The 22,146-nt window shown below is 41.5% G+C and carries 23 protein-coding genes; 7 read left to right on the top strand and 16 right to left on the bottom strand.

What is annotated here, in order from left to right:
* Positions 1-18: 18 nt before the first annotated feature.
* The gene (gene betB, locus LC036_RS14405) at positions 19-1,491 is read right to left on the bottom strand and encodes a betaine-aldehyde dehydrogenase (protein WP_226584053.1); all 1,473 of its coding nucleotides are present in this window, start codon (positions 1,489-1,491) and stop codon (positions 19-21) included.
* Positions 1,492-1,771: 280 nt separating this feature from the next.
* On the opposite strand from betB, the gene cudC reads away from it, so the two are divergent.
* Positions 1,772-2,323: a choline uptake/conversion transcriptional regulator CudC gene (gene cudC / locus LC036_RS14400; RefSeq protein ID WP_226584050.1), complete on the top strand. Its 552-nt coding sequence runs from the start codon at positions 1,772-1,774 to the stop codon at positions 2,321-2,323.
* 166 nt (positions 2,324-2,489) lie between these two features.
* Positions 2,490-3,377 (top strand): glycine betaine ABC transporter substrate-binding protein, encoded by an 888-nt coding sequence (locus LC036_RS14395; RefSeq protein WP_226584048.1) that lies wholly within the window; start codon positions 2,490-2,492, stop codon positions 3,375-3,377.
* A 142-nt stretch (positions 3,378-3,519) separates the two neighbouring features.
* On the opposite strand, the gene LC036_RS14390 is transcribed toward LC036_RS14395, so the two are convergent.
* Both LC036_RS14390 and LC036_RS14385 read right to left on the bottom strand, forming a co-directional pair.
* On the bottom strand, positions 3,520-4,164 hold the full coding sequence (locus LC036_RS14390) for a CPBP family intramembrane glutamic endopeptidase (protein ID WP_226584044.1): 645 nt from the start codon (positions 4,162-4,164) through the stop codon (positions 3,520-3,522).
* 16 nt (positions 4,165-4,180) lie between these two features.
* A complete protein-coding gene (locus LC036_RS14385; protein WP_226584041.1) occupies positions 4,181-4,621 on the bottom strand; it encodes a hypothetical protein in 441 nt (146 codons plus the stop codon).
* A 370-nt stretch (positions 4,622-4,991) separates the two neighbouring features.
* Here LC036_RS14385 and LC036_RS14380 point away from each other — a divergent pair, with 370 nt between their 5' ends.
* A complete protein-coding gene (locus LC036_RS14380) occupies positions 4,992-5,558 on the top strand; it encodes a hypothetical protein (protein WP_226584038.1) in 567 nt (188 codons plus the stop codon).
* A 34-nt stretch (positions 5,559-5,592) separates the two neighbouring features.
* Here the strand turns inward: LC036_RS14380 and LC036_RS14375 are convergent, their stop codons facing one another.
* From LC036_RS14375 to LC036_RS14350, 6 genes are all read right to left on the bottom strand, one after another.
* Positions 5,593-7,449, bottom strand: coding sequence for a heavy metal translocating P-type ATPase (locus LC036_RS14375; protein WP_413229972.1), 1,857 nt, complete (start codon positions 7,447-7,449; stop codon positions 5,593-5,595).
* Between the two features lie 350 nt (positions 7,450-7,799).
* Complete coding sequence (locus LC036_RS14370; RefSeq protein ID WP_226584036.1) at positions 7,800-8,126, bottom strand: four-helix bundle copper-binding protein; 327 nt, start codon at positions 8,124-8,126, stop codon at positions 7,800-7,802.
* A gap of 253 nt (positions 8,127-8,379) precedes the next feature.
* Positions 8,380-9,321: a F510_1955 family glycosylhydrolase gene (locus LC036_RS14365; RefSeq protein ID WP_226584033.1), complete on the bottom strand. Its 942-nt coding sequence runs from the start codon at positions 9,319-9,321 to the stop codon at positions 8,380-8,382.
* A gap of 154 nt (positions 9,322-9,475) precedes the next feature.
* Positions 9,476-9,679: a copper chaperone CopZ gene (copZ, locus tag LC036_RS14360; protein ID WP_226584031.1), complete on the bottom strand. Its 204-nt coding sequence runs from the start codon at positions 9,677-9,679 to the stop codon at positions 9,476-9,478.
* 24 nt (positions 9,680-9,703) lie between these two features.
* Positions 9,704-12,109 (bottom strand): heavy metal translocating P-type ATPase, encoded by a 2,406-nt coding sequence (locus LC036_RS14355; RefSeq protein WP_226584028.1) that lies wholly within the window; start codon positions 12,107-12,109, stop codon positions 9,704-9,706.
* Between the two features lie 13 nt (positions 12,110-12,122).
* On the bottom strand, positions 12,123-12,440 hold the full coding sequence (locus LC036_RS14350) for a metal-sensing transcriptional repressor (protein WP_226584025.1): 318 nt from the start codon (positions 12,438-12,440) through the stop codon (positions 12,123-12,125).
* Between the two features lie 155 nt (positions 12,441-12,595).
* On the opposite strand from LC036_RS14350, the gene LC036_RS14345 reads away from it, so the two are divergent.
* The 3 genes from LC036_RS14345 (at position 12,596) to LC036_RS18580 (ending at position 13,898) form a co-directional block, all read left to right on the top strand.
* Positions 12,596-13,252: a DUF4396 domain-containing protein gene (locus LC036_RS14345; protein WP_226584011.1), complete on the top strand. Its 657-nt coding sequence runs from the start codon at positions 12,596-12,598 to the stop codon at positions 13,250-13,252.
* A gap of 31 nt (positions 13,253-13,283) precedes the next feature.
* Positions 13,284-13,616, top strand: a complete 333-nt coding sequence (locus LC036_RS18585; protein ID WP_319004478.1) for a class I SAM-dependent methyltransferase — start codon at positions 13,284-13,286, stop codon at positions 13,614-13,616.
* A 78-nt stretch (positions 13,617-13,694) separates the two neighbouring features.
* Positions 13,695-13,898 carry a hypothetical protein gene (locus LC036_RS18580; RefSeq protein ID WP_319004477.1) on the top strand — a complete coding sequence of 68 codons (204 nt, stop codon included), beginning with the start codon at positions 13,695-13,697 and terminating at the stop codon, positions 13,896-13,898.
* Between the two features lie 35 nt (positions 13,899-13,933).
* Here LC036_RS18580 and LC036_RS14335 read toward each other — a convergent pair whose 3' ends face one another.
* The 3 genes from LC036_RS14335 to LC036_RS14325 are packed head-to-tail and all read right to left on the bottom strand — an operon-like array spanning position 13,934 to position 15,717.
* Positions 13,934-14,284 carry a multicopper oxidase domain-containing protein gene (locus tag LC036_RS14335; RefSeq protein ID WP_226584008.1) on the bottom strand — a complete coding sequence of 117 codons (351 nt, stop codon included), beginning with the start codon at positions 14,282-14,284 and terminating at the stop codon, positions 13,934-13,936.
* A complete protein-coding gene (locus LC036_RS14330) occupies positions 14,226-15,464 on the bottom strand; it encodes a multicopper oxidase family protein (RefSeq protein WP_226584005.1) in 1,239 nt (412 codons plus the stop codon). Before LC036_RS14330 ends, LC036_RS14335 begins: the two co-directional genes overlap by 59 nt.
* Before the next feature lie 22 nt (positions 15,465-15,486).
* Positions 15,487-15,717 (bottom strand): Vpu, encoded by a 231-nt coding sequence (locus tag LC036_RS14325; RefSeq protein WP_226584002.1) that lies wholly within the window; start codon positions 15,715-15,717, stop codon positions 15,487-15,489.
* Between the two features lie 322 nt (positions 15,718-16,039).
* On the opposite strand from LC036_RS14325, the gene LC036_RS14320 reads away from it, so the two are divergent.
* Positions 16,040-17,557: a multicopper oxidase family protein gene (locus LC036_RS14320; RefSeq protein WP_226584001.1), complete on the top strand. Its 1,518-nt coding sequence runs from the start codon at positions 16,040-16,042 to the stop codon at positions 17,555-17,557.
* A gap of 209 nt (positions 17,558-17,766) precedes the next feature.
* Here the strand turns inward: LC036_RS14320 and LC036_RS14315 are convergent, their stop codons facing one another.
* From LC036_RS14315 to LC036_RS14300, 4 genes are all read right to left on the bottom strand, one after another.
* On the bottom strand, positions 17,767-18,477 hold the full coding sequence (locus tag LC036_RS14315) for an HAD family hydrolase (protein ID WP_226583998.1): 711 nt from the start codon (positions 18,475-18,477) through the stop codon (positions 17,767-17,769).
* Positions 18,478-18,666: 189 nt separating this feature from the next.
* Positions 18,667-19,815, bottom strand: a complete 1,149-nt coding sequence (locus LC036_RS14310; protein ID WP_226583995.1) for an MFS transporter — start codon at positions 19,813-19,815, stop codon at positions 18,667-18,669.
* Between the two features lie 646 nt (positions 19,816-20,461).
* Positions 20,462-20,908, bottom strand: coding sequence for a threonine/serine exporter family protein (locus tag LC036_RS14305; protein ID WP_226583993.1), 447 nt, complete (start codon positions 20,906-20,908; stop codon positions 20,462-20,464).
* 18 nt (positions 20,909-20,926) lie between these two features.
* On the bottom strand, positions 20,927-21,631 hold the full coding sequence (locus tag LC036_RS14300) for a threonine/serine exporter family protein (protein WP_115825041.1): 705 nt from the start codon (positions 21,629-21,631) through the stop codon (positions 20,927-20,929).
* Between the last annotated feature and the right edge of the window lie 515 nt (positions 21,632-22,146).

Here is a 22,146-nt window from a genome sequence, read left to right as displayed (position 1 = left end):
CGACTCCATGATGGCTGCTTAAAACCAGTTGATTGTCTCTGGTTTAAGGTTTTGGAAGATATGTTTGGTTTCTGTATACTCTTCCATCCCTAAACGGCCAAGTTCGCGGCCAATACCAGACTGCTTAAATCCACCCCATGGTGCGTGTGGGAAATAAAGGTTGAATTCATTGATCCAAACCGTTCCCATGCGCATCTTCGCTGCACAGCGTTCCGCTTTTGCAATGTCATTTGTAAAAACGCCACCAGCAAGACCATAAATGGAGTCATTCGCAAGCTTTACGGCTTCTTTTTCAGTATTGAATTTCTCTACCGTAATTACAGGACCGAACCCTTCATCCTGGACAACACTCATATCTGTTGTGCAGTCTGTGAAGATCGTCGGCAGGAAGAAGAATCCGTTCTGCAGTTCAGGATCCTCCGGTCGTCTGCCACCAACAGCTAAGGCAGCCCCTTCTTTGATCCCTGCTTCTACATATTGTTCTACTTTCGCAAGATGTTCAGCTGAAATCAGTGGACCCATCTGTGTCTCTTCATTAAACCCGCTTCCAAGCTTGAATTTTTTCACTCGCTCTACCAGCGCTTGAACAAATTCATCGTGAATGCTTTCTTCCACGATTAGTCTTGTACCAGCTGAACAGATTTGTCCGGCGTGGAAGAATACTCCATTCAATGCTTGGTCTACAGCCAGGTCAAAATCAGCATCAGCAAAGATCACATTCGGATTCTTCCCGCCAAGCTCAAGAGCAAGCTTCTTCACGTTGGAGCTTGCTGACTGCATAATCTTCTTACCGGTCGCAATGCCGCCAGTGAAGGAAATAAGGTCTACATCTTCGTTCGTCGAAAGCTCTGCGCCAACCGTAGCACCTGCACCAAGAACAAGGTTAACGACACCAGCAGGAACTTCCGCTTCTTCCATCAGCTCAAATACTTTAATAGTCGTAAGCGGTGTGATTTCGCTCGGCTTCATAATTAACGTATTTCCAGTAACCAGTGCTGGAGCGAGTTTCCAGGACGCTTGAAGTAAAGGATAATTCCAAGGTGTAATCTGTCCGCAAACCCCAACCGGTTCGTGCACCACTTTACTGATAGAATTCGGCACTGGAGAATCAATCATCTCTCCGCCATCCTTATCTGCAAGTTCTGCGTAATAACGGAAAACACCAGCGATATCATCCATGTCTCCGCGGCTTTCTTCTAGCGTTTTACCAGTATCTAATGATTCTAAGTACGCGAGTTCTTCTTTATCTCTTTCTATCAATTCAGCTATTTTTCTTACAACAGCCCCACGCTCTGTAGCTGGAGTAGAAGCCCATTCTCCGTGATCAAAAGCTTCTCTTGCTGCAGCGATGGCTGCTTTTGTATCAGATTCATCACCTTCTGGAACTGTGGCGATGATTTCTTGATTATATGGATTAATAATCGTACGCGTGTTACCTGAGTTCGCGTCTACCCATTTGCCGTTCATGTATTGTTGTAGTTTAAGATTCATATCTATCAACTCCATTCGTGAAGTTAGTTAAGTTTATTAAAAATTTATTTAACGTTTTTAACATTAACATGTCCCCTTAAGACTGTCAAAATGAATTTGTCCAGATAAAAAGAATGGGATAGTACTGGAATGGTTAGGATTAGTAAAGGAATGAGCGGTTACTAGAGGGAAAAATAACTCTTCGGTATTTGACATTTTTTCTGAACACGTTAACATGATGTTTGTGAAGAAGATTTAGTAAATTTTTAACACGGTTTACTTTAATTGAAGGAGCGACCTTATGAGTGAATCTACAGAAAGATCCCGCGCTAAGATAGAAGAAGCCAAGAATAAAGTTATCGGCGCCATTGCAGAAACGATGGATTCATACGGGGTAACACCCGCTGCTGCGAATTTATATGCGACCATGTACTTTAAAGATCAGATGACGCTGGATGAAATGCGTTCGGAACTCGAAATGAGTAAGCCAAGTATGAGCACCAGCGTCCGCAGGCTGCAGGAAATAAAAATGGTGAAAAAGACATTTACACGCGGCTCCAGAAAACATACGTATGTAGCTGAGAAAGATTTCTTCCGTTCCTTTATGGCATTTTACTGCCAGATGTGGGAACGGGAAGTTAACATGAACCTGGAAGCCATTGAGGAAGCACAAGAAGATTTCATAGATGTGATCAAAGATTCCACCAGCACACCAGAAATCGTTGCGACAGCAAAAAAGTACTATGACCAGTTAGAAGAATCCAAGACATACTACCACTGGTTGAATGACTTAGTAGAAAGTATAAGAAATGGTGAGATATTTGAATTCTTACCGAAAGATGAACAAGATTAAAAAGAAGTGATCAGGTAGTCTGTAGCTGCTACAGACTACCTTACCTCCCCTCTTTCATTGTAAAGAGGGACTTCATTTTGCTTTTTCGTTAAAAAAATATTTAATACATTTAATATAAAGAATGTATTTAAAATAATATACATACTAACAAAGGGGAGTTTTTAACATGAACAAGTGGAAAAAAGACCTGGGTATCATTTTAGCGGTTCTCATGATTGCTGTCCTCACAGCATGTGGAAACACAAGCGGGGCATCAAGTAGTGACCAAGAAGGTACTGAGAAAGAAGAGTTAAAGATTGGTCAAATTAACTGGGCAGAAAACATTGCTGTCACTAATATGTGGAAAGTCATCCTCGAAGACAATGGTTATAATGTTAAGTTAAATAATTTGAACATGGGAAGTACGATGAAAGCTTTAGAAAGCAGCGACCTGGATGCCAGCTTAGAGATCTGGCTGCCCGTTCAAGATGCTGCTTATTTAGAGAAGTATCAAGATACCATTAATTTCTCTGATGCGACCTGGTATGACAATGCAAAAGTAGGACTTGTTGTTCCAACCTACCTGGAAGATATTAACAGCGTAGAAGATTTAAATGAAAACAAAGAACTGTTTAACAGTGAAATTGTTGGTTTTGACCCTGGTGCAGGTACGATGGAAGTAACAGAGCAGTTAATTGAGGACTATAATCTCGAATATGAACTACTTCCAAGCTCTGAATCTGCTATGCTGGCGGAAATCGGTAATGCAGTAGAAGAAGAAGAACCAATCGTAGCCCCGCTTTGGAGCCCGCACTGGATCTTCTCGAAATATGACTTAAAATTCTTGAAAGATCCGCAAAAAACATTTGGCGGGGTAGAAAAGATCCACCATGCGACCAGAGAAGGCTTTGGAGAAGATTACCCAGAAGTAAGCGAATGGTTTAAAAACTGGAAGATGACCGATCAACAAATCGGTAAGCTTATTGAGTATGTAGAAGGCTCTGAAGATCCTGCTGAAGGCGCTCAGAAGTGGGTGGATGAGAATCAAGATGTAATTGATGAGTGGGTAAAATAAAGACATATAAAAAAACAAAGAAGTTGGTCTCTCCTTTATGCGGGAGGCCGGCTTCTTTTGTTTATTAGAGATACCAAAATATACATAGACATCTCCCCTGCCATGCCTAAATGGTCATCGACAAGAAAAGGGGCATTTCAATTTATAGGAAGAAAAAAAGCAGAAAGGCGCCCGTAAGGTTGGCCAGTGCATGAGCGAGCCATGAAATATAAAGATTGTTCGTTCGAAAAAATAAGCAGCCAAAAAGGATACTGTCCAAAAATATCGTCGCTAAATCTACAGTTACAACAACAGAACTCCCTTCAGTCAAATGCATGACGGAGAAAAGGATGGAACTAAGAACAATCGCGTATGCCGGACGCATTTTCCAGTTCAATCGCGCTTGAATCAGACCACGAAAAACGATTTCCTCGCCAAGGGCAAAAAGCAGAATGGCCAAGGGCCAGGCACCGTTAAAGGCACTCAGTATATCCACTCTCTTTTCGATGTGTTCAAGCAGGGCAGGTGAGGAATAAGTGAAGATAAAGAAATAGGCAACAGGAAGCGCAAAGCTCACGAGAAGAAAGGTCGGCAGGACAGATAAAAGATCCTGGTACAATCGTTTTCTTTTGAAACCGATACTTTCTTTGGTCCTATGTCTCACCCGGCGTTCAACAAACACATAAATGATAGGCAGAATAGAGAGAAGACCCAGAGCGGATGGTACAAAAAGAACAGATAAAAGCATTAATCCTGCGATGACAACCATCTCATAAAACGCGCGATCCGTGCGATTCCTTTGATTCATGTCCCTACCCCCTTTATCAGAGAAAAACACCTACAATGTAATGACTGATGAAAATCGCCAGATAAATCAGCGTGATCCATGGTTGGTAACCGATATAGAACTCCCGATGTGTAAATCTGTATTTGTGCGGAATCAGCACCCAGAAGATATAATCCAGGATGATAGATATTGCGGTCCATTGAATGACGGTATGAAACATCAATTGTTTCAGATTATCCGTTTCGATTCCTCTAACGTACAGCCACAAAAAGATTGGAAAGACAATAACATTGTATAAAGCTTGATAAGGAAGTGTTTTTTGATAGGCGGGCGATTTCATAGGTGTGGTACCTGCCTCTTTCGCGTTAGGGACATGGAAGACCCTATGGAAAATGTACATGTGTCCGATAGCAATGAAAGTAACAACATGATAAGCAATAAGCAGCCAGATAAACGATAAAAATAAATGGTCAAACATGCCATTCACCTTCTTATTTTAGTGATGCTTACTTGTATTCATTTGATCCTTAACCACAAGAGGTGGGTTCCTTTGATTGCAATATTAGAAATTAAGATACTTATAAAATTATATAACAAAACCCCGAATATTTTCCTAATAAATACTTAGGAAGGTAATTAGAAAGTATTACATAGCGCAAAAAGATTCTGTAGTGTGGCGACTAGAGAGAACTGATAATTGTAAAAAAAGCACACTTGTATTAATATTTTCTTTTTTAACTCCAACGCACTCACAGTGATGTTCCATAAATTATCAGCTATAAAAAAATAATTCCAATCCATTCATCATAAAGTTAATTAAGAGACTCATGAGTTAGAGGAGAATAGGGATGATCAATTTTTATATTTTTACAGCTTTGTCATTACTAATCGTTGTAATACTCTCCCCCCTATTGACGGGAAGATTTCAGACCAATCTTCACCACAGCCAGCGGATGGCCATCTCGATGGTTTCTGGGACAAGTAGTGGCCTTGTAGCAGGATTATTGCTTGGTTCAATTTTTCAAGGGGATTTATTCTTTTCTACAATATTAGGAATATCATCAGGAGCTTTTATTGGAGGGATCTGCAACTGGAAGTTAGGTATAGTTTCCTTTATTGAGGGACTTTCAGCCGGTTTAATGGGTGGGATGATGGGGGCAATGCTGGGAGAGATGATCTCAATTCCCGAATCCATTATTCTAATTAAGATATTTATTACAATAGCTGTGTGTTCTTTGATTTTGTATCCAATGTTCGCAGCCACTTCTTGTACTGAGCAATCTATTCAATCAAAAAAATGGTTACTCAGACCATTTCTTGTTTTCTTGTTGGTGGTTGGTTTTTTATTAGGTGGAAGTTGGATTGTCGATAAGCCTATATATGACCAAGGCCCTCACAATCATCATTCATCATAAAGACGAGGCAAAGAATCTTCTTTGCCTCGCTTCATTAGTCTGCCTTTAACAGTTTCGCATTAATGGCAACAACAACTGTACTTAAACTCATTAAAACGGCTCCCACTGCAGGGCTGAGTACAATGCCAATTGGAGCTAAAACTCCTGCTGCTAAAGGGATTGCAAAAATGTTGTAACCTGCTGCCCACCAGAGGTTCTGCACCATCTTCTTATACGTATTTTTAGATAAGCTTACAATGGAAACAATGTCTTTGGGATTACTTTTTACAAGGACAATATCTGCCGTTTCAACGGCCACATCCGTCCCACTTCCAATGGCTATGCCTACATCTGCTGTCGCCAAGGCTGGCGCATCATTAATTCCATCTCCAGTCATTGCAACTTTTCTTCCTTTGGACTGAACTTCCTTCACTTTATCAGCTTTATAATCCGGTAAAACTTCAGCATAAACTTCGTCAATATCCAGCTGTTTGGCGACCCAGTTCGCCACTTTTTGGTTATCTCCCGTAAGCATGACGGAATGAATGTTGTTTGATTTTAGTTCTGCTATCGCTTCTTTTGCAGAGTCCCGTACCATATCTGCCAGCGCGGCCATACCAATGAATTGGTCATCCAGCAAAACAAAGACCACTGTTTTGCCTTCTTCCGATAATTCATTGAGGGAATCTGTATCATACGAATACCCTTCATCTTTCATGTAACCAGGACTCATGACTTTTACTTCTCTTCCGTCAACAGACCCTCTTAATCCTTTACCAGTTATGGATTCAAAATCCTCTACCTTCCCAAGGGATATCTCTTGTTCCCGGGCTTTTTCGAGTATCCCCCTAGCTAGAGGGTGTTCAGAGTTTTGCTCGACACTTGCTGCCCAATACAACACATCATTTTCCTCATATTCATTCGAAATGATATTCGTGACACCAAATTCACCTTTGGTTAACGTACCTGTCTTATCAAATATGACGGCGTCTATATTTCTTGCATTTTCGAATTGAGTTCGATTTCTTATTAAAAGCCCCTGCTTAGCTGACAACGAAGTAGAAACGGCCACTACCAGTGGTGCTGCAAGACCTAGAGCATGCGGGCAGGTTATTACCATAACGGTTACCATACGTTCTAAAGCTACATCAAAAGAATACCCTAAAGCTATCCAAATGATAAATGTCGCTATACCTGCCCCCAGCGCTAAATAAAAGAGCCACTTCGCTGCGCGATTGGCGAAGTCCTGAGCTCTGGATTTTGAGTTCTGAGCTTCTTGTACTAACTCAATGACTTGAGATAAATACGTATCATCCCCAGTTTTTTTCACTTGAATCGTAAGGCTGCCTTCTTTGTTTATTGATCCACCGATAACCTCATCTTCCGCTTCTTTTTCTACAGGTACAGATTCTCCAGTAAGCATTGATTCATCAATAGCAGACTTACCATCTGTAATTTCTCCATCTACCGGGATCTTCTCACCCGGTTTTACGAGAACAAGGTCCTCCGATTGAAGTTCACTTAATGGGACATCTTCTGTTTCCCCATTTTCTGTTAATCGATGAGCTTCATTGGGCATTAGTTTGACTAATTCCTGTAAAGCATTTGAAGCTCCCATAACAGACTTCATTTCAATCCAGTGGCCCAGCAACATAATATCGATTAATGTCGCAAGCTCCCAAAAGAAATTCCTGCCTGACCATCCAAAAACCACGAGAGAACTATATACATAAGCCACAACAATCGCCAGCCCTATCAGAGTCATCATGCCAGGATTCTTTTGTTTCAATTCATCTATTGCCCCTGTAATAAAAGGCCAGCCACCATAGAAAAACACAAAAGTTGCCAAGCCAAATAAAACATATTGGTCATAAGGAAAAGATATATCCAGACCAATAAAATCCTGAATCATTGGAGACAAAATCAATATAGGTAAGGTTACGATTAAAGATATATAAAACCTCTTCTTAAAATTCTCAACCATCGCCCCATGATCGTGCCCCTCATGACCATGATGGTCGTCACCTTCATGCCCATGGTGTTCATGGTCATGTTCCTTATTTCCATGTTCATCATGGCCTTCATTTTGTTTTTCATGATTATGGTGGTCATCTATCACTGTAAATCCTCCAATCTTTTTTATAAGTAAAATCTTTTTATATAATACCTTTACCTCGTAGGGGTATATATAAACACCAATTTCTCAAGAAAAAAAGACCAGCACAAGTGCTAGTCCTAGTTATTCCTCTATTCGTAAGTATCTTATGCAATGCTCTTACATGCATCCGCGCACTTGAAACATGCATCTGCACACTTTTGACAATGGTCATGATCATGTTTCTTGCATTCATTTCCACAAGCTTCACAAATTTGAGCACAAACACCAGCCAGTTCCGCTGCAAAAGGAGTTCCTCTAACTAAGGACTGTTCAAGATAAGCACAAATATCTGCACATTCTCTATCCAGACGAATGCATTGAGCCATCATTTTGATGTCTTCTTCTTGCAGACAGGCATCATAGCAGTGATTACAAGCCTCCATACACTCATGTAGAGATTGAATAGCAGACTGGTACTGTTCATGGGACATAACTAATCTCCTCCTTTTAAATTTAAATACATAGGTATGGTAACCCTATACCGGTATAATTAAACATAAATGGAAAAAATATTACATTTTCTCTTTATTAGGTTATCATCCATAGAGTACCTTGGTATGATTTGTCCAGGAATTGAAATGGCAGACCTTTTTTTATTACAATCAAAGATTCCCCTACGTAAAAATCTTCTATGGGAGAAATAAAGGATCCCATATCAACAGGCTGACTGTTGCTCAAACTTTTTTATTTAATTTTACCTTGGTCGATAATTTGCTCCCATGTTTCTCCAGAGTCTGAAGTTACATAGCTGCTTCCCTTTATTGTGAATAAGACAAGTTCATCACCCGCATCCGGGTTCTTGGAGAAATACAGGACAGCATCATCCTTTAACTCAGGGAGCTTTATCTCTTCTTTTGATTGATCCTTCCAATTATACACATTCAACGAGGGCTCTCCTGTATAAAGACCGTAATATAATCGATCCTTGGTGAAGTACAAACCGCTTCCTTGTCCCTGCTCAGAAATCATCGTGAAGGTTTCTCCTCCGTCTTCACTTAAGTAAATCCCTTTCGAACCTGCTGCTGCCAAGACATTCTCGTCATCCGGGTGCACAGCCACTTGATAAATTTTCCCCCCTAAGTTCTCTGCTGCAATTTCCTCCCAATCCTTGCCGTCATTGGTGGTTTTATAAAGGCCCTTTTCCATCTCAGAATTAGGGTGCTCGTTCAATACATAAACCGTATGATTCCTTGCTCCTACACCCATCACATGGAAATCACTTTCCCCTTCAAAAGCAAGAGCTGACAATCTTTCTTCTGTGATCTCTCCTTTTTGAAGTCCTATTGGATTAGGCAGATCGCTTTCACCGCCCGGATGACCGGATGTATAAAAGCCGTTATCTACTACATTAAAGCCCATATAGTCATTTTTGTGATAGGTAGATTCCAGCCACTCCCCATCCTGGTAAAGCTTGATCCCTGAATGCGCAGCATATGCAATCGTCTCTTCATCGATATATCCTATCCCATGAACATGCTCTAACGAACCATTGAATGACTCTGTAACTGCCTGTAATGATTCCTCTCCTGTATCCTTTGAGTTACTTTCCGTTCCTTCTGATTGACCACTGCACCCCGCCATAGTGGCAAGAGCAGCCATTGCTATTAACATGAATTTCACTTTCATACCCTACACTCCTTTAAGAATCTCATCGAATCCTCAAAAAATATTTGAGAAAGCAGGAAGCATTTTGTTATTTCTTAAACCTACATCTAAATATAAAAAAGCCTGAAGGTACAACCTTTGTCGCAGCTTCAGGCTTTTAGTTTTTTAATGCAATTTATGAAACGACATCATATCCCTGTTCTTCGATAGCTTCAGCCATTTCTTGTTCGCTGACTTTCTCATCTGCAGAAATATCGACATTCCCTGTCTCCAAGTTTACGTGAACCTCTTGTACTCCATCGATCTCCTTTAGAGCACCTTTAACCGCTTTTTCACAATGTCCGCACGTCATTCCTTCAACCTTAATCGATGTTTGCATATCGTTTCATCCTTTCTCGTTTCTTTATATTTTCACCCGTTTCAACCGAAGGGAATTGCTGACAACACTTACAGAACTAAATGCCATAGCTGCACCAGCCACCCATGGGGCTAACAATCCAATTGCAGCTACCGGGATTCCGGCAGTATTGTAGGCGAGTGCCCAAAACAAGTTTTGGCGGATATTCTTCATTGTCTTTCGACTTAGTTGGATGGCTTTGCTCAGATGTTCAAGATCTCCACCGATCAGCGTAATGTCTGCTGTTTCAATAGCAACATCCGTCCCAGTCCCAATGGCAATCCCAATGTCAGCCGTAGCTAGAGAAGGAGCATCATTGATTCCATCGCCGACCATCGCAACTTTCTGCCCCTGCTTTTGTAGTTCTTTTACTTTCTCTGCTTTTTCTTCTGGTAAGACTTCGGCAAAAACACCGTCAATCCCAACTTGTTCAGCAATCGCTTTAGCCGTACGCTCGTTATCTCCTGTAACCATAAATACTTGAATCCCTAATTTTTTCAGGTCGGAAACAGCCTGCTTAGAGGTAGCTTTAACGGTGTCAGCGACCGCAATATACCCCTTAATTTCCTGCTCGACAGCTATAAACATAACGGTTTTTCCCTCATGCTCCAACTTTGAAAACGCCTCTTCATACGTTTGATAAGAAAAACCTTCACGTTCCATCAATTTCCTAGTCCCCACAAAGACTTGTCTGCCTTCCACCTCTGCATAAATACCATAACCAGGTATAGCTTCAAAATGATCCGCTTCCTTAAGTGCGGCGTTCTGTTCTTTCCCGTAGGTGACTATAGCCTCGGCCAGGGGGTGTTCCGACGCTTTCTCTGCAGCAATTAGATCTGCCAGCCACTCTTCTTCATCGTCTGAAAAAGCAACAACATCTGTAACCTCAGGCTTTCCTTTCGTTACTGTCCCTGTCTTATCTAATAGCACAGTGGTAATACTCTGGGTTCCTTCTAAGTATTCTCCACCTTTAAAAAGAATCCCCTGTTCGGCACCTTTGCCGGTTCCGACCATGATGGATGTAGGAGTGGCAAGACCCAGTGCACATGGGCAGGCAATGACGAGTACAGCAATCGCAGCTTCAAGGGCTGCGGGCAGCTCCCCAGGATTGATAAAGGCATACCAAATGATAAACGTAAGAACAGCGATTCCCACGACAATTGGAACAAAAATCCCGGATATAATGTCTGCTGTTCTTTGAATAGGGGCTTTTGAGCCTTGAGCTTCCTCGACAATTTTGACGATGCCGGCAAGCGCCGTGTCTTTTCCTACCCGCTCAGCTTTCATTTGAACCGTACCGTTTTTATTGATAGTCGATCCAATGACAGCGTCGCCCTCATTTTTCTCCACCGGAATGGACTCCCCAGTAATCATAGACTCATCTACAGACGATGACCCTCGAACTAAACTTCCATCCACGGGTATCTTTTCTCCTGGCTTAACTACCAAAATGTCCCCGACTTCTACCTGATCGACCGGAATCTTTTGTTCTTCTCCCTCTTTGAGAATCGTTGCCTCTTTCGCTTGAAGGTTCAAAAGCTTTGTTAAGGCTGCTGTCGTCCGCCCTTTTGCAAGGGATTCAAATAGTTTCCCTACAAGAATCAAAGTAATGAGAACTGCACTTGTTTCGAAATAAAGCTCAGGCATTATCTGCGGATTGATCTGCCAGCGGACAGCCTCAACCAAACTATAAAAATAAGCAGCAGATGTCCCTAATGCAACGAGTACATCCATATTCGCACTTTTATTCCTTAAAGACCGGTACGCTCCTATATAGAACCTGGCACCAATATAAAACTGAACGGGAGTGGCAAGAAGAAATTGAAACCAAGGATTCATTAGAATATCAGGAACTGGTAATCCAATCTCCCATGGTAAATGAGCGATCATCGTATACAGCAATGGAAAGGAAAGAATAGCAGAGAACCATAATTGGCGCTTCTTCTTCTTGATTTCTTCTTCCTTATAATCTTTCTGCTCCTCGTGATCTTGTTTAATCACCGCATCATAGCCAAGTTTCTTCACTTTGGCGATGATATCATCCACGGATACCCGATTTGGCTCGTATTCAACAAAACCTGCCTCAGTAGCCAGGTTAATCGTGGCTTGATCAACACCATCCATTTTGTTCAATACCTTCTGAATACGCGCAGAACAAGCCGAGCACGTCATTCCATGAATGTCCAGCTCTACCTGTTCCTTCTGAACACCATAGCCCAGCTTTTCAATCTTTGCTGTAATATCAGAAGGTTGAATGCGCTCCTCATCGTAATGGATACTCGCTTTTTCCATCGTTAAATTCACATTCGCCTCAACGCCATCCATTTTGTTCAATACTTTCTCAATACGTGTTGAACAGGCAGAGCACGTCATCCCGGTAATTCCTATATTCATATCTTTTTGCTCACTCATAGAAACACCCCTCCTATTTGGAGAATTGCTGGACTACCTTCATTAATTCATCAATGGCTTTCTCGCCGTCACCATTTTTAATAGCATCCGCTACGCAGTGATGAGTGTGACGTTCAAGTAATGAATGACCTACTTTATTTAAAGCTTTATCTATTGCTGAAATTTGTATAAGGATATCGACACAATACCGATCATCTTCCACCATTTTCTGTATCCCTCTTACTTGGCCTTCTATTCTTTTCAACCGGTTCATAACCGCTTCTTTTTCCTGGACAGTTCTAGGTTTAACAGGCTTTTTATTACTCGTTTCAGGAAAGTATTCATCTGCCATACTTCCATTCCCCCTATTCATTTTCAATATACCCCTATATGGTATTGTGAGTCAACTTTTTCGGTTCAACGATTAGTCAGAAAAAATCTACGTTTATTCAAATACCATTACCGGGTATTGAGTCTGTACCGTAATAATTGGAGAGGTGATTTTTTATGTTAGTAGCTGTTTCATGGATTGCACTTGCGATTGGCCTTCTTTCTTCTCTTATCATCATAGTTGATATCATCAGGCACCCACAAATGATGAAGGTTATGAATGTTGTATGGCCAATCAACGGTTGGTTTTTCGGCCCCTTCGCTCTTTGGACATACTTTAAGTGGGGCCGGTTAAAGGCAAAGAACCTGGATACCGAAGATAACCGCGGTCGCCCGGCAAAAGTATTCGTTTCCACCAGCCACTGTTCCGCAGGCTGTACTCTTGGAGACGCCGTAGGGGTTCCTATTGTAGCTTTGACTGGATTAACGATTGCCGGTTCAACCTTATTTGCTCACTACACGGTTGAATTTATCTTAGCGTATATCTTTGGAATTATCTTTCAATTTTACGCGATTTACCCAATGGATAAAAGTAAGGGAGTAATGGGTTCTATTAAAGCAGCGGTTAAAGCAGATTCATTTTCTTTAATTGCCTTTGAAATTGGAATGTTTGGATGGATGGCTATCGTCCACTACGTATTGTTCACAGAACCACCCAAACCGAATGAAATTACGTATTGGTTCATGATGCAGATTGCCATGATCCTTGGTTTCCTTACAAGTTATCCAGCTAACTGGCTGCTTGTCCGCAAAGGAATCAAAGAAGAAATGTAAACCTGACTTTTCATTAAGTGGGGGCACTTTCATGGACAAGAATCAAACCGAAAGAATCAAACAACGTTATAATCGAATTTCCAGTGTGTTTGACCTTATGGATTACATGATACGTGATCAGTGGAGAAAGAATCTCATTCAAGAAGCATTTGGCCAAACACTGGAAGTTGGTGTTGGAACCGGGGCTAACCTGAAGTATTACAACTCTAATGTTAACGTAACCGGCATCGACTTCAGTCTTAAAATGCTCCAAAAAGCTAAGAAAAAAGCTGAGATACTTCCCAGTCACTATAAATTATTGGAAATGGACGCCCAAAATCTTGAATTTAACGATGATACATTTGATACAGTAGTATCCACTTGAGTTTTTTGCTCCGTCCCAGATCCTATTCAAGGTTTAAAACAAATCAAAAGGGTTACAAAACCTACCGGACAAATTATTATGCTTGAACATATGAGGAGTGATGTGGAAGGGATAGGGAAGATCATGGATTTTTTAAACCCTATTGGTCTGAAGATGATAGGAGCAAACATAAACAGGAAAACGATGGATAATATTGAAGCGGCTGGTTTAATCGTTATTCAACAAGAACGACTCATGTCTTCGATTATGAAAAGACTCACCCTCTTCCCCAACAAAAAATAAAGACGCTCCCTTTTTGGAGCGTCTTTATTTTTGCTTTAAGGCTGGTTATTATTCTTTCCACCTAACTCAAATGGGGAATAAACACCTTCATAATCAACGATAGTCACCATTCCACGATCAGCATGATTATTATCATGACAGTGGAACAGCCACTCCCCCTTGTTTTCAGCTTTAAAGTAAACCGTATATGTTTCACCAGGCTTCACATGAATCAAGTCTTTGACGATCGGCGCATCATAAGGTTCCCCATTTTTTGATTGCACTTGAAAACGATGGCCATGTAAATGCATCGGGTGGTTCAGCATACCAGAGTTACTGATCTCCACTTTAACGATGTCCCCTTCTTTCACAGGAATCATAGGGGTATCCAGGGAATACTTCTTCATTAATTTGAAAGACCATTCCTTCTCCCATATTCATTCCCATGCTCAAATCCATTTGGTAAGAAACATCGGTTTCCGGCACCTTATCGAATAATAATTGTTCACTTCCTTTAGATGTGCTGCTTCCTACGGAGGTTGCATTCGCTACATTCAAATCATTAATATCAGAATTGCTCTCTTTTTGTTTAGAAACAACTGGAATTTTCATTTGATTGGCATTTTGCAATTGAGGATCTTCTCCAATAACCTCTTGACCTTTCTTTTCCTTTGTAAAGGCCACATCAATACGTTCACCTGGAGCAATTTCTAATGTATTTATTGATTCTCCAACTTGTTTCACATCTTCCGCATCCGTAGCTAATATCTTCATTGAACCTTTTGGAAAAACTAATCGATGCTGTCGATAACCTGCATTAACAAAGCGCAAACGTGTGGTTTCTCCTACCTCCAACTCTAACGGCTGAATGGATGAGCCCGATTTACCATTCACCGTCAGTGTATCGTACATCTGTTTTGTGTCAGCTTCTCCGTCTCCTGACATTGAGCCCATCATCATGCCGCCCATATTTGCCAGGCTTTGCTTTTCTTGGTTCACGGCCCACTCATCCAGTATATACGTTTGATCTTTCTCAAATTTCTTTTCTTTTTCTTCAATTATGAATGGGCCATACAGCCCTTTATCTACTTGCTTTGAGCTATGTTGATGTGAATGATACCAATAGGTACCTGCGTCGTTAGCTATAAATTCATAAGTAAACGTATCGCCGGGCTGAACAGCATCTTGAGTTAAACCTGGAACACCATCCATTTGGTTAGGTAAAATCATTCCATGCCAGTGAATCGTCACAGGGACATCCAGTTCATTTTTTAATCGCACCTTCACATAATCCCCTTCAGTGACATGAATGGCCTCACCCGGAACCTTTCCATTATACGTCCACGCTTCTACTTCTTTACTTTCATTTATTTTCCATGTCATTTCTTTAGCCGTAAGATCAAATGTTTTAACAGGTCTGTCCCCAGCTTTTGGTTTCTCCAGATTCGTGATGCTTATTCCATCTTGTTGAACCCCGGCTGGTAAAGCTTGCTGAGTAGAGCTTGAAAATGGAGACTGGAAAAACATCCACACTCCAACACCTAATAAGGCAGCTATAAGGATTGATCCAATAATCTTTCTATTCATTCGTTTCACTCCTCCAGACTGTTCAATGTTCTATTTTCTTTTTTAATCGGTCATATTCTTCTTCGGAAATATCCCCATTTGCCAACCGGTGATTCAACCTTTCTATAGAATCCTGCTGTGATGACCTTTCGTTTTTATTTGGCTTCATCATCCATACGACTATTGAGATAATCGCCACCACAACAATTAAAATGACTAGTCCAAAACCGAAGAATCCGCCTCCCATACCGCTACCATTCATCATGCCATTCATCTTAAATCACCCTTTCATCTTTTATATACCCATACCACGGACCGTATGGAAACAAAACGTCGTTTAAGTTAATTATTCAAAGAAGAGCGGTACCTCTTCTCGGAGGTACCGCTCTTAAAATAAACTATGAAAATAATTATCTATGCATATACTTCAGTGATGTCATTATACCCCACTTGGTGTTCAATTTTTGTTTTGCTTACTAATCGTTAATTAAAGAGATTAATCTTCCATATGTGAATTGAACAATGAAAAAAAGCGTAACCCCCCTCCCCTGTAAATAAGATAAATTAAGTCCTAATGTTCAAGAGGAGAGATAGGTATGCTGAAGAAGTTTACGGACCCACTTCCCATCATGAAGACCATTCGCCCGACGAGTTATATTCAGAATGTACCATTCTATGAAGTTACGATGCAGGAAACCATTCAAAAGCTGCATCGAGACCTCCCTCCAACGAGAGTCTGGGGCTATAATGGGCAGTATCCTGGTCCGACTTTTCAAGTGCTGAGACACCAGCCGATCCATGTATTATGGAAAAATGAACTCCCTGACCGACATATCCTTCCCATTGATACAACCGTTCACGGTGCCGAGAAAAACAACCCGGAAGTACGGACCGTGGTACACCTCCATGGTGGGGTGACGCCAGATACAAGTGACGGCTATCCAGAGGCGTGGTTTACCCGTGATTTTCAAAAAACAGGACCTCATTTTACCAATAGACTGTACACTTACCCCAATCACCAGCCCTCGACCAACTTGTGGTATCACGACCATGCCATGGGCATCACGCGTCTTAATATTTACGCCGGACTTGCCGGCATGTACATCATCCATGACCAGGAAGAGGCTCGCTTGAACCTGCCAAACGGAGTCTTCGACATCCCGTTAATCGTCCAGGATCGGTCGTTTCATGTAGATGGCCGTCTTCTCTATCCATCTGAACCAGACAAACCGTTAACAGCTCCCCGCCCTTCCGTTGTACCAGAATTCTTCGGGGATACGATCTTGGTGAATGGAAAAGTTTGGCCGTACTTTAATGTAGAGCCAAGAAGATACCGGTTCCGCATCCTGAACGGATCGAACACCCGCTTCTACCGTTTTTCCCTTTCCAACGGAGCACCTTTCATCCAAGTCGGATCAGATCAAGGGTTGTTAGAAATCCCGATCCGCGTCCAATCTCTTATACTAGCACCAGCAGAAAGAGCAGATGTGATCGTCGATTTTTCTACTTGTTACGGTGAATCAATCGTCCTTCGTAACGAGTTCGAAACACAAGGAGAAAAACCGGATCCTGAGACAACGGGGACTGTCATGCAATTCCGTGTGGTCCAATCTCTTACCTGTCCTGACGATAGTTCCATACCAGCTCATCTGGCACCAGTCGCTAAACTTACACATTATCAGCAAACCCGGACTTTACGCCTCAACATGCGAAAAGATTCTTACGATCGCAGCATCCACTTGTTAGATGACCGGTTGTGGTCGGATCCCGTTTCTGAGACACCAAGGCTGGGTCAAACCGAAATATGGAATCTGATTAATGAGACACAAGCGACGCATCCGATCCATCTTCATCTAGTCCGCTTCCAAATTCTCGACCGTCAACCCTTCGACCGTGACCTTTTTGAAAAAGAAGGGCGGATCGTTCCTACAGGACCACGTGTCCCTCCAACGTTAAACGAAAGAGGATGGAAGGATACGGTCAGGGCTAACCCAGGAGAAATAACGCGGATCATCATTCCATTCGGACCCTACCCTGGATTGTTCGTGTGGCACTGCCACATTTTAGAGCATGAAGACTATGAGATGATGAGGCCTTATGTAGTGATTAGATAAATAGAGAAAGTGCCTATAGGAGTCAGGTCACGAACATATAGAAAGCAAAGGAAAAGATGACGAGCAAATGCTTGTCACCTCTTTACCGATGCGGGGTCAGGCACTTTCATAGAGCTTGGTGAATGGAAGAAGGAAGTAAAGAAACTAAAACGTTGGCCTCCTGCCTTTAGGGGAAGCCAACGTTTTCACTTTATGGACACTTTATAAACCTATCTATCAGACAGGATTCGACTTAACACAGACTTTGGACTCGAATGACCTTCTATTATATAATCCGGTAAGTACTCCATATCTGAAGGTATGGGATGCTTTCTCCTATTTACCCAAACCGAATTCCACCCAGCCCTTTTAGCACCTATCACATCATTTTGATACGAGTCTCCAATATAGTAGGAATTCCCGGGCTCAATCCCCATCTGTTCCTCGACAACCCGAAAAATATCAATGCTCGGCTTAGCGATACCTAGTTTTCCAGATATAAAAATATTGTTCTCGTCTATCCAATCTTTCACTTGCAATTGCTTAATTTTATTCGCTTGATGCTCCCCCGGCCCATTTGTGATGATGCCCAGCACTATTCCTTGAGCTTTGGCTTCGTTGAGTAGTTCTTCCATCTCGGGATCCAACTCTATTTCTCTTTGATTTTGTGCATAATAGGATTGAAACTCTACAGCTTCTTCTCGAGAAATTTCAACACCAAAGAAAGCAAAGGCTTTGCTGATTCGGTAAATATGCATCTCGTGTTTATCCATTTTGCCTTCGCTCACTAAATCGAAAACCTCTTCACTATAGTACCTGCTTTTAATAAACAATTGATCAACCGGCACATCCAAATGATTAAAGAGTTCTCGGTACGCTCGTTCAAAAGGTATTAATTGATCATATAGTGTATCATCTACATCCAATATTAAGTGTGTCAATGTTAACCTCCTTATCCGCTATAAAAACTAGAAGGTTTAAGGCAAATGCCTTAAACCTTCTAGTTTTTTAGAAAGATTTCTCCATACTTTATCATAGTTGATAACAGCTTTTATTAAAATATGAATCGGTGAAAAAATCTTAAGAACAACACCTTTCCATATCCAAATCCTGTTCACACTCTCAACTTCTTAAAACTCTTCCTCCAAGACAGGCAAGGCTAACATTTTCAACAAGCCGAAAATTCCTAACAATAAAAAGATTAAACTATAAGCGGAGTAATTCAAAATCCAACCAAATACCGCCGGGCCGAGAATCGCCCCGATGTTCAACACGATGATACAGATGCCGAACCCTTCGGCCGGGAATTTAGGGAAGACTTTCGCACTCCAAATCGGTAAATACGCTGCATACAGCATGAAAGAGATACCAAATGTCAATCCTGAGAAACATACAAGCAGCCACGCTTGAGAAAAGAACAAGACAGACATGCTCAAGGAATAAAGAACAATCGTGAAGGTAAAAGTCAATCTCATCCCCCACCTACTGATTAATTCTCCACCCAGCAACCCTGCCAGGCCTCCTATACCTGTTATTAAGAAGAAAATCGCATTCGAATTAGTGATTGAGAAATTAGTCTGCACAAAGTCCGCCGAATATGTCCAATATGTCGATTCGGTGAATCCGAATAGGAACGCCGCAACATAGAACGGCTTCTTATCATTCGTAAGTAAAGGCTTCAGGTCAGTAATCCTGAGTCGCGTCGTACTAGGAGCCTGTTTTTGAAAAGGTACCTCCTTATACGCCCACCAATAAATGAGGTACCCAACCACAGCTCCACCTCCCCAAATCAATCTCCAATTTCCATCAACGAACATGTAAATTAGGGAGATGAGGATTAATCCTATCGTAGATCCAGTACTGATGATTGCCAGCGACCTCTTCTGAATGCTTTCCGGCAGATTCTCGTGAACACTTTGAGAAAAAGAAGACCATGTCAGCCCAGGGCTTAATCCAGCAAGTAAACAAGCTGCGGCAAAGACAATCCAGCTACCAGTTAGAGATGCAATCAACAAACCCGTTGAAACGGTCATAATTCCTGTCAAAATGACATACCGTGGCCCGAACTTAACCACAAAGAGGACAACCGTCACCGCCCCTATCAAAAAGGTGACGAACGTAAGACTCGAGATCGTCCCTAACAAGGATGTAGAAAGACCGAATTCTTTTTTAAATTCACTGAACAAAAGGCCATAGCCGTACCGAAACCATCCGAAAATAATCGTTAAGGCCAGCAGACCGATAATTGCAATTGTTGGTATTTCCGTTCTTTTTTTCATAAAAACACCCCACCACCTCTTAGCTGATTCTCAGAAATTTTTCCCCTTTCTTTTTACAATTTAAACAAAAAATGGATAGAGAATTTTATTCCAACGTACAGCGTCTACCACATTTCCTTTTCTATTTATGAAAGTGCCTGACCCCCAGGTCGCTATAGTATTCCCGTAGTGAAGGTCAGAAACTTTTCACATAATAAATTGATAGGTTCCTATACCTTAATCAGACAACATAAATAGGTTGTGAAAGGCTCGTGTCAGTTTTTCTATATTTCTCTGACAAACCAACGATCCAGACAAGTTATGTACCGATAGTCAACTTTCCTGACCAAGAAGAGCTGAGAGTATACTATATATAAAACGCTGCACGTCAGGTCTGTTTCATACTCCTGAGCTTTTAAATAAAAAAAGATGGCGAGCAAATGCTCGCCATCTCCTTACTAGGAAGGGGGAATGATTACATCATGCCGCCCATTCACTCTGCTATTTAATAGGACAATAATAAGACCTACAAATCCTAATTATACTATGGTTTCCATCGCAAAGTTAATTTATAAAATACAATAACTTTAAATACTTTCTGAACTGTATCCAGTCATAATCCATGTGGATTATAAAGACAAACAAAAGCGCAAGTGAGAGTCACCCATTACCTCACTTGCGCTTTTGTCTGTTTCACCTTTTTTATAATCTGGTTAAGCACTTCCGAGAACACCAGCCCAAATGCAATGGCACCGGATATCATAAAAGCTTTCGCTGCAATAGAGATAGCGGCGCTGTAGTCATTTTGTACAAAGTTCCGCATCGCGTCATAAGCGAGACTTCCTGGTACGAGAGGAATAATCCCTGGTACGCTAAATATAATCATAGGCGTTTTGTATATCCTTGCCAGCGTCTGGCTGACCAGGGCAATAACAAAGGAGGCGGTGAGTGTAGCCGGGACACTGTCGACTTCTTTCCATACTAAGAATGCGTAAATCATCCAACCAACCATGCCGACGAGACCACATTTGACGAGCGTATTTCTTGGCGCCTGATAGATGATTCCAAAGGCAGCTGATGCAAAAAAGCTTGCTATGGCATATTCAATCCACATAGTCATTCCTCACGATCTCTAAAATAGTGCAAACATAACAGCAATACCTGCCCCAATTGCAAAAGCCGTTAAAAAAGCCTCCGCCCCCTTGGCGAGTCCTGAGATAAGATGACCTGCCATCAAATCTCTTACAGCGTTGGTGATGAGCAGACCAGGGACCAACGGCATGATTGAACCGACAACGATCTTATCAACTTCCTTCCCAATACCGAATGAAAAAAGGGAGAAGGCTGTAAAACCGATCAACAACGAAGCAACGAATTCAGCAACGAATTTAATTTCAAATAATCGAATAAAGTTAATCAATGCAATAAACCCCAGTCCTCCTGCTAAGCAGGCTGGCAGGAAATCGTACCAGCTCCCCTGAAACATGATAGTAAAGAAACCACTCGCTAACGTGGCAGAGATGATTTGCATGAGCATGGAATAGTCTGTAGGACTGGTTTCAATCTTTCTGAGCTCTTTATACGCTACGTGAGTAGACATTTCCCCACTTGCAATCTTTCTGGAGACATTATTCGCAAGGTTCACTTTCTCGAGATTTGTCTCTCGTGCCGAAACTCTTACTAATTTTGCATGGGCACCAGGGCTAATCGTAAACATAATCCCAGTAGGTGTTACATAACTTTGGGATTCATCCCGTCCGAAAGATTGGGCAATCCGCGTCATCGTATCTTCCACACGATAGGTTTCCGCTCCATTTTGTTGCATGATCTTCCCCATTAATAAACATAACTCAATCAAGTCCTCTGTACGCTCCACTCGGTCACCTCAATTCGTATTACAGTATGTTGAGTGTATCTATTCATGTACTAAAAGCTTAAAACCCTTTTTAAAATTTCCACAATCTCGAAACTTCTCCACTTTCTTTTGCACGACTGGCCGGATCTTAGCTCCATATTTGTTCTTAAAGGCTTCCCAATGTTGATGTTCATCAAAGAAAATTCATCGTAAAAATATTCGTCTCCATACAAGTACAATACCACATCATCAAGGGCTGTAGTATTGTCGAAAAGTTATACATTCTTTACTTCTAACAAAAACTAATAAAAGAACTATCAGGAAAAGAGGTGTGCATTAGTGCCTTTCCACACCTAGGTTTCTTGAATGTATAAACCATGTAAGCAACGGTGCTAAAATCCCTAATAACAACGGTTTCAAATTCCCCAATAATAACAGATAATCATTTCTATACTAGATAAAGATTTGGAGTGTAGAAGTGATGATCAAGATTGGGG

Origin of the sequence: Halobacillus litoralis, assembly GCF_020524025.1 — a bacterium.
In the GTDB taxonomy this organism is placed as follows: Bacteria; Bacillota; Bacilli; order Bacillales; family Halobacillaceae; genus Halobacillus; species Halobacillus litoralis_D.
This window is presented reverse-complemented; position numbering and strand designations above follow the sequence as displayed.

Excerpts from the sequence above, each read along its gene's own strand:
- LC036_RS14345 (WP_226584011.1), top strand. The coding sequence starts at position 12,596 with ATGTTAGTAGCTGTTTCATGGATTGCACTTGCGATTGGCCTTCTTTCT.
- LC036_RS14350 (WP_226584025.1), bottom strand. The coding sequence starts at position 12,440 with ATGGCAGATGAATACTTTCCTGAAACGAGTAATAAAAAGCCTGTTAAA.
- cudC (WP_226584050.1), top strand. The coding sequence starts at position 1,772 with ATGAGTGAATCTACAGAAAGATCCCGCGCTAAGATAGAAGAAGCCAAG.
- LC036_RS14365 (WP_226584033.1), bottom strand. The coding sequence starts at position 9,321 with ATGAAAGTGAAATTCATGTTAATAGCAATGGCTGCTCTTGCCACTATG.
- LC036_RS14310 (WP_226583995.1), bottom strand. The coding sequence starts at position 19,815 with ATGAAAAAAAGAACGGAAATACCAACAATTGCAATTATCGGTCTGCTG.
- LC036_RS14300 (WP_115825041.1), bottom strand. The coding sequence starts at position 21,631 with ATGGGGAAGATCATGCAACAAAATGGAGCGGAAACCTATCGTGTGGAA.
- LC036_RS14380 (WP_226584038.1), top strand. The coding sequence starts at position 4,992 with ATGATCAATTTTTATATTTTTACAGCTTTGTCATTACTAATCGTTGTA.
- LC036_RS14390 (WP_226584044.1), bottom strand. The coding sequence starts at position 4,164 with ATGAATCAAAGGAATCGCACGGATCGCGCGTTTTATGAGATGGTTGTC.
- LC036_RS14325 (WP_226584002.1), bottom strand. The coding sequence starts at position 15,717 with ATGAATGGCATGATGAATGGTAGCGGTATGGGAGGCGGATTCTTCGGT.
- LC036_RS14320 (WP_226584001.1), top strand. The coding sequence starts at position 16,040 with ATGCTGAAGAAGTTTACGGACCCACTTCCCATCATGAAGACCATTCGC.
- LC036_RS14335 (WP_226584008.1), bottom strand. The coding sequence starts at position 14,284 with ATGAAGAAGTATTCCCTGGATACCCCTATGATTCCTGTGAAAGAAGGG.
- LC036_RS14330 (WP_226584005.1), bottom strand. The coding sequence starts at position 15,464 with ATGAATAGAAAGATTATTGGATCAATCCTTATAGCTGCCTTATTAGGT.
- LC036_RS18585 (WP_319004478.1), top strand. The coding sequence starts at position 13,284 with ATGGACAAGAATCAAACCGAAAGAATCAAACAACGTTATAATCGAATT.
- LC036_RS14375 (WP_413229972.1), bottom strand. The coding sequence starts at position 7,449 with ATGATTCAGGATTTTATTGGTCTGGATATATCTTTTCCTTATGACCAA.
- LC036_RS18580 (WP_319004477.1), top strand. The coding sequence starts at position 13,695 with ATGCTTGAACATATGAGGAGTGATGTGGAAGGGATAGGGAAGATCATG.
- LC036_RS14370 (WP_226584036.1), bottom strand. The coding sequence starts at position 8,126 with ATGTCCCATGAACAGTACCAGTCTGCTATTCAATCTCTACATGAGTGT.
- LC036_RS14355 (WP_226584028.1), bottom strand. The coding sequence starts at position 12,109 with ATGAGTGAGCAAAAAGATATGAATATAGGAATTACCGGGATGACGTGC.
- copZ (WP_226584031.1), bottom strand. The coding sequence starts at position 9,679 with ATGCAAACATCGATTAAGGTTGAAGGAATGACGTGCGGACATTGTGAA.
- betB (WP_226584053.1), bottom strand. The coding sequence starts at position 1,491 with ATGAATCTTAAACTACAACAATACATGAACGGCAAATGGGTAGACGCG.
- LC036_RS14395 (WP_226584048.1), top strand. The coding sequence starts at position 2,490 with ATGAACAAGTGGAAAAAAGACCTGGGTATCATTTTAGCGGTTCTCATG.
- LC036_RS14385 (WP_226584041.1), bottom strand. The coding sequence starts at position 4,621 with ATGTTTGACCATTTATTTTTATCGTTTATCTGGCTGCTTATTGCTTAT.
- LC036_RS14305 (WP_226583993.1), bottom strand. The coding sequence starts at position 20,908 with ATGTGGATTGAATATGCCATAGCAAGCTTTTTTGCATCAGCTGCCTTT.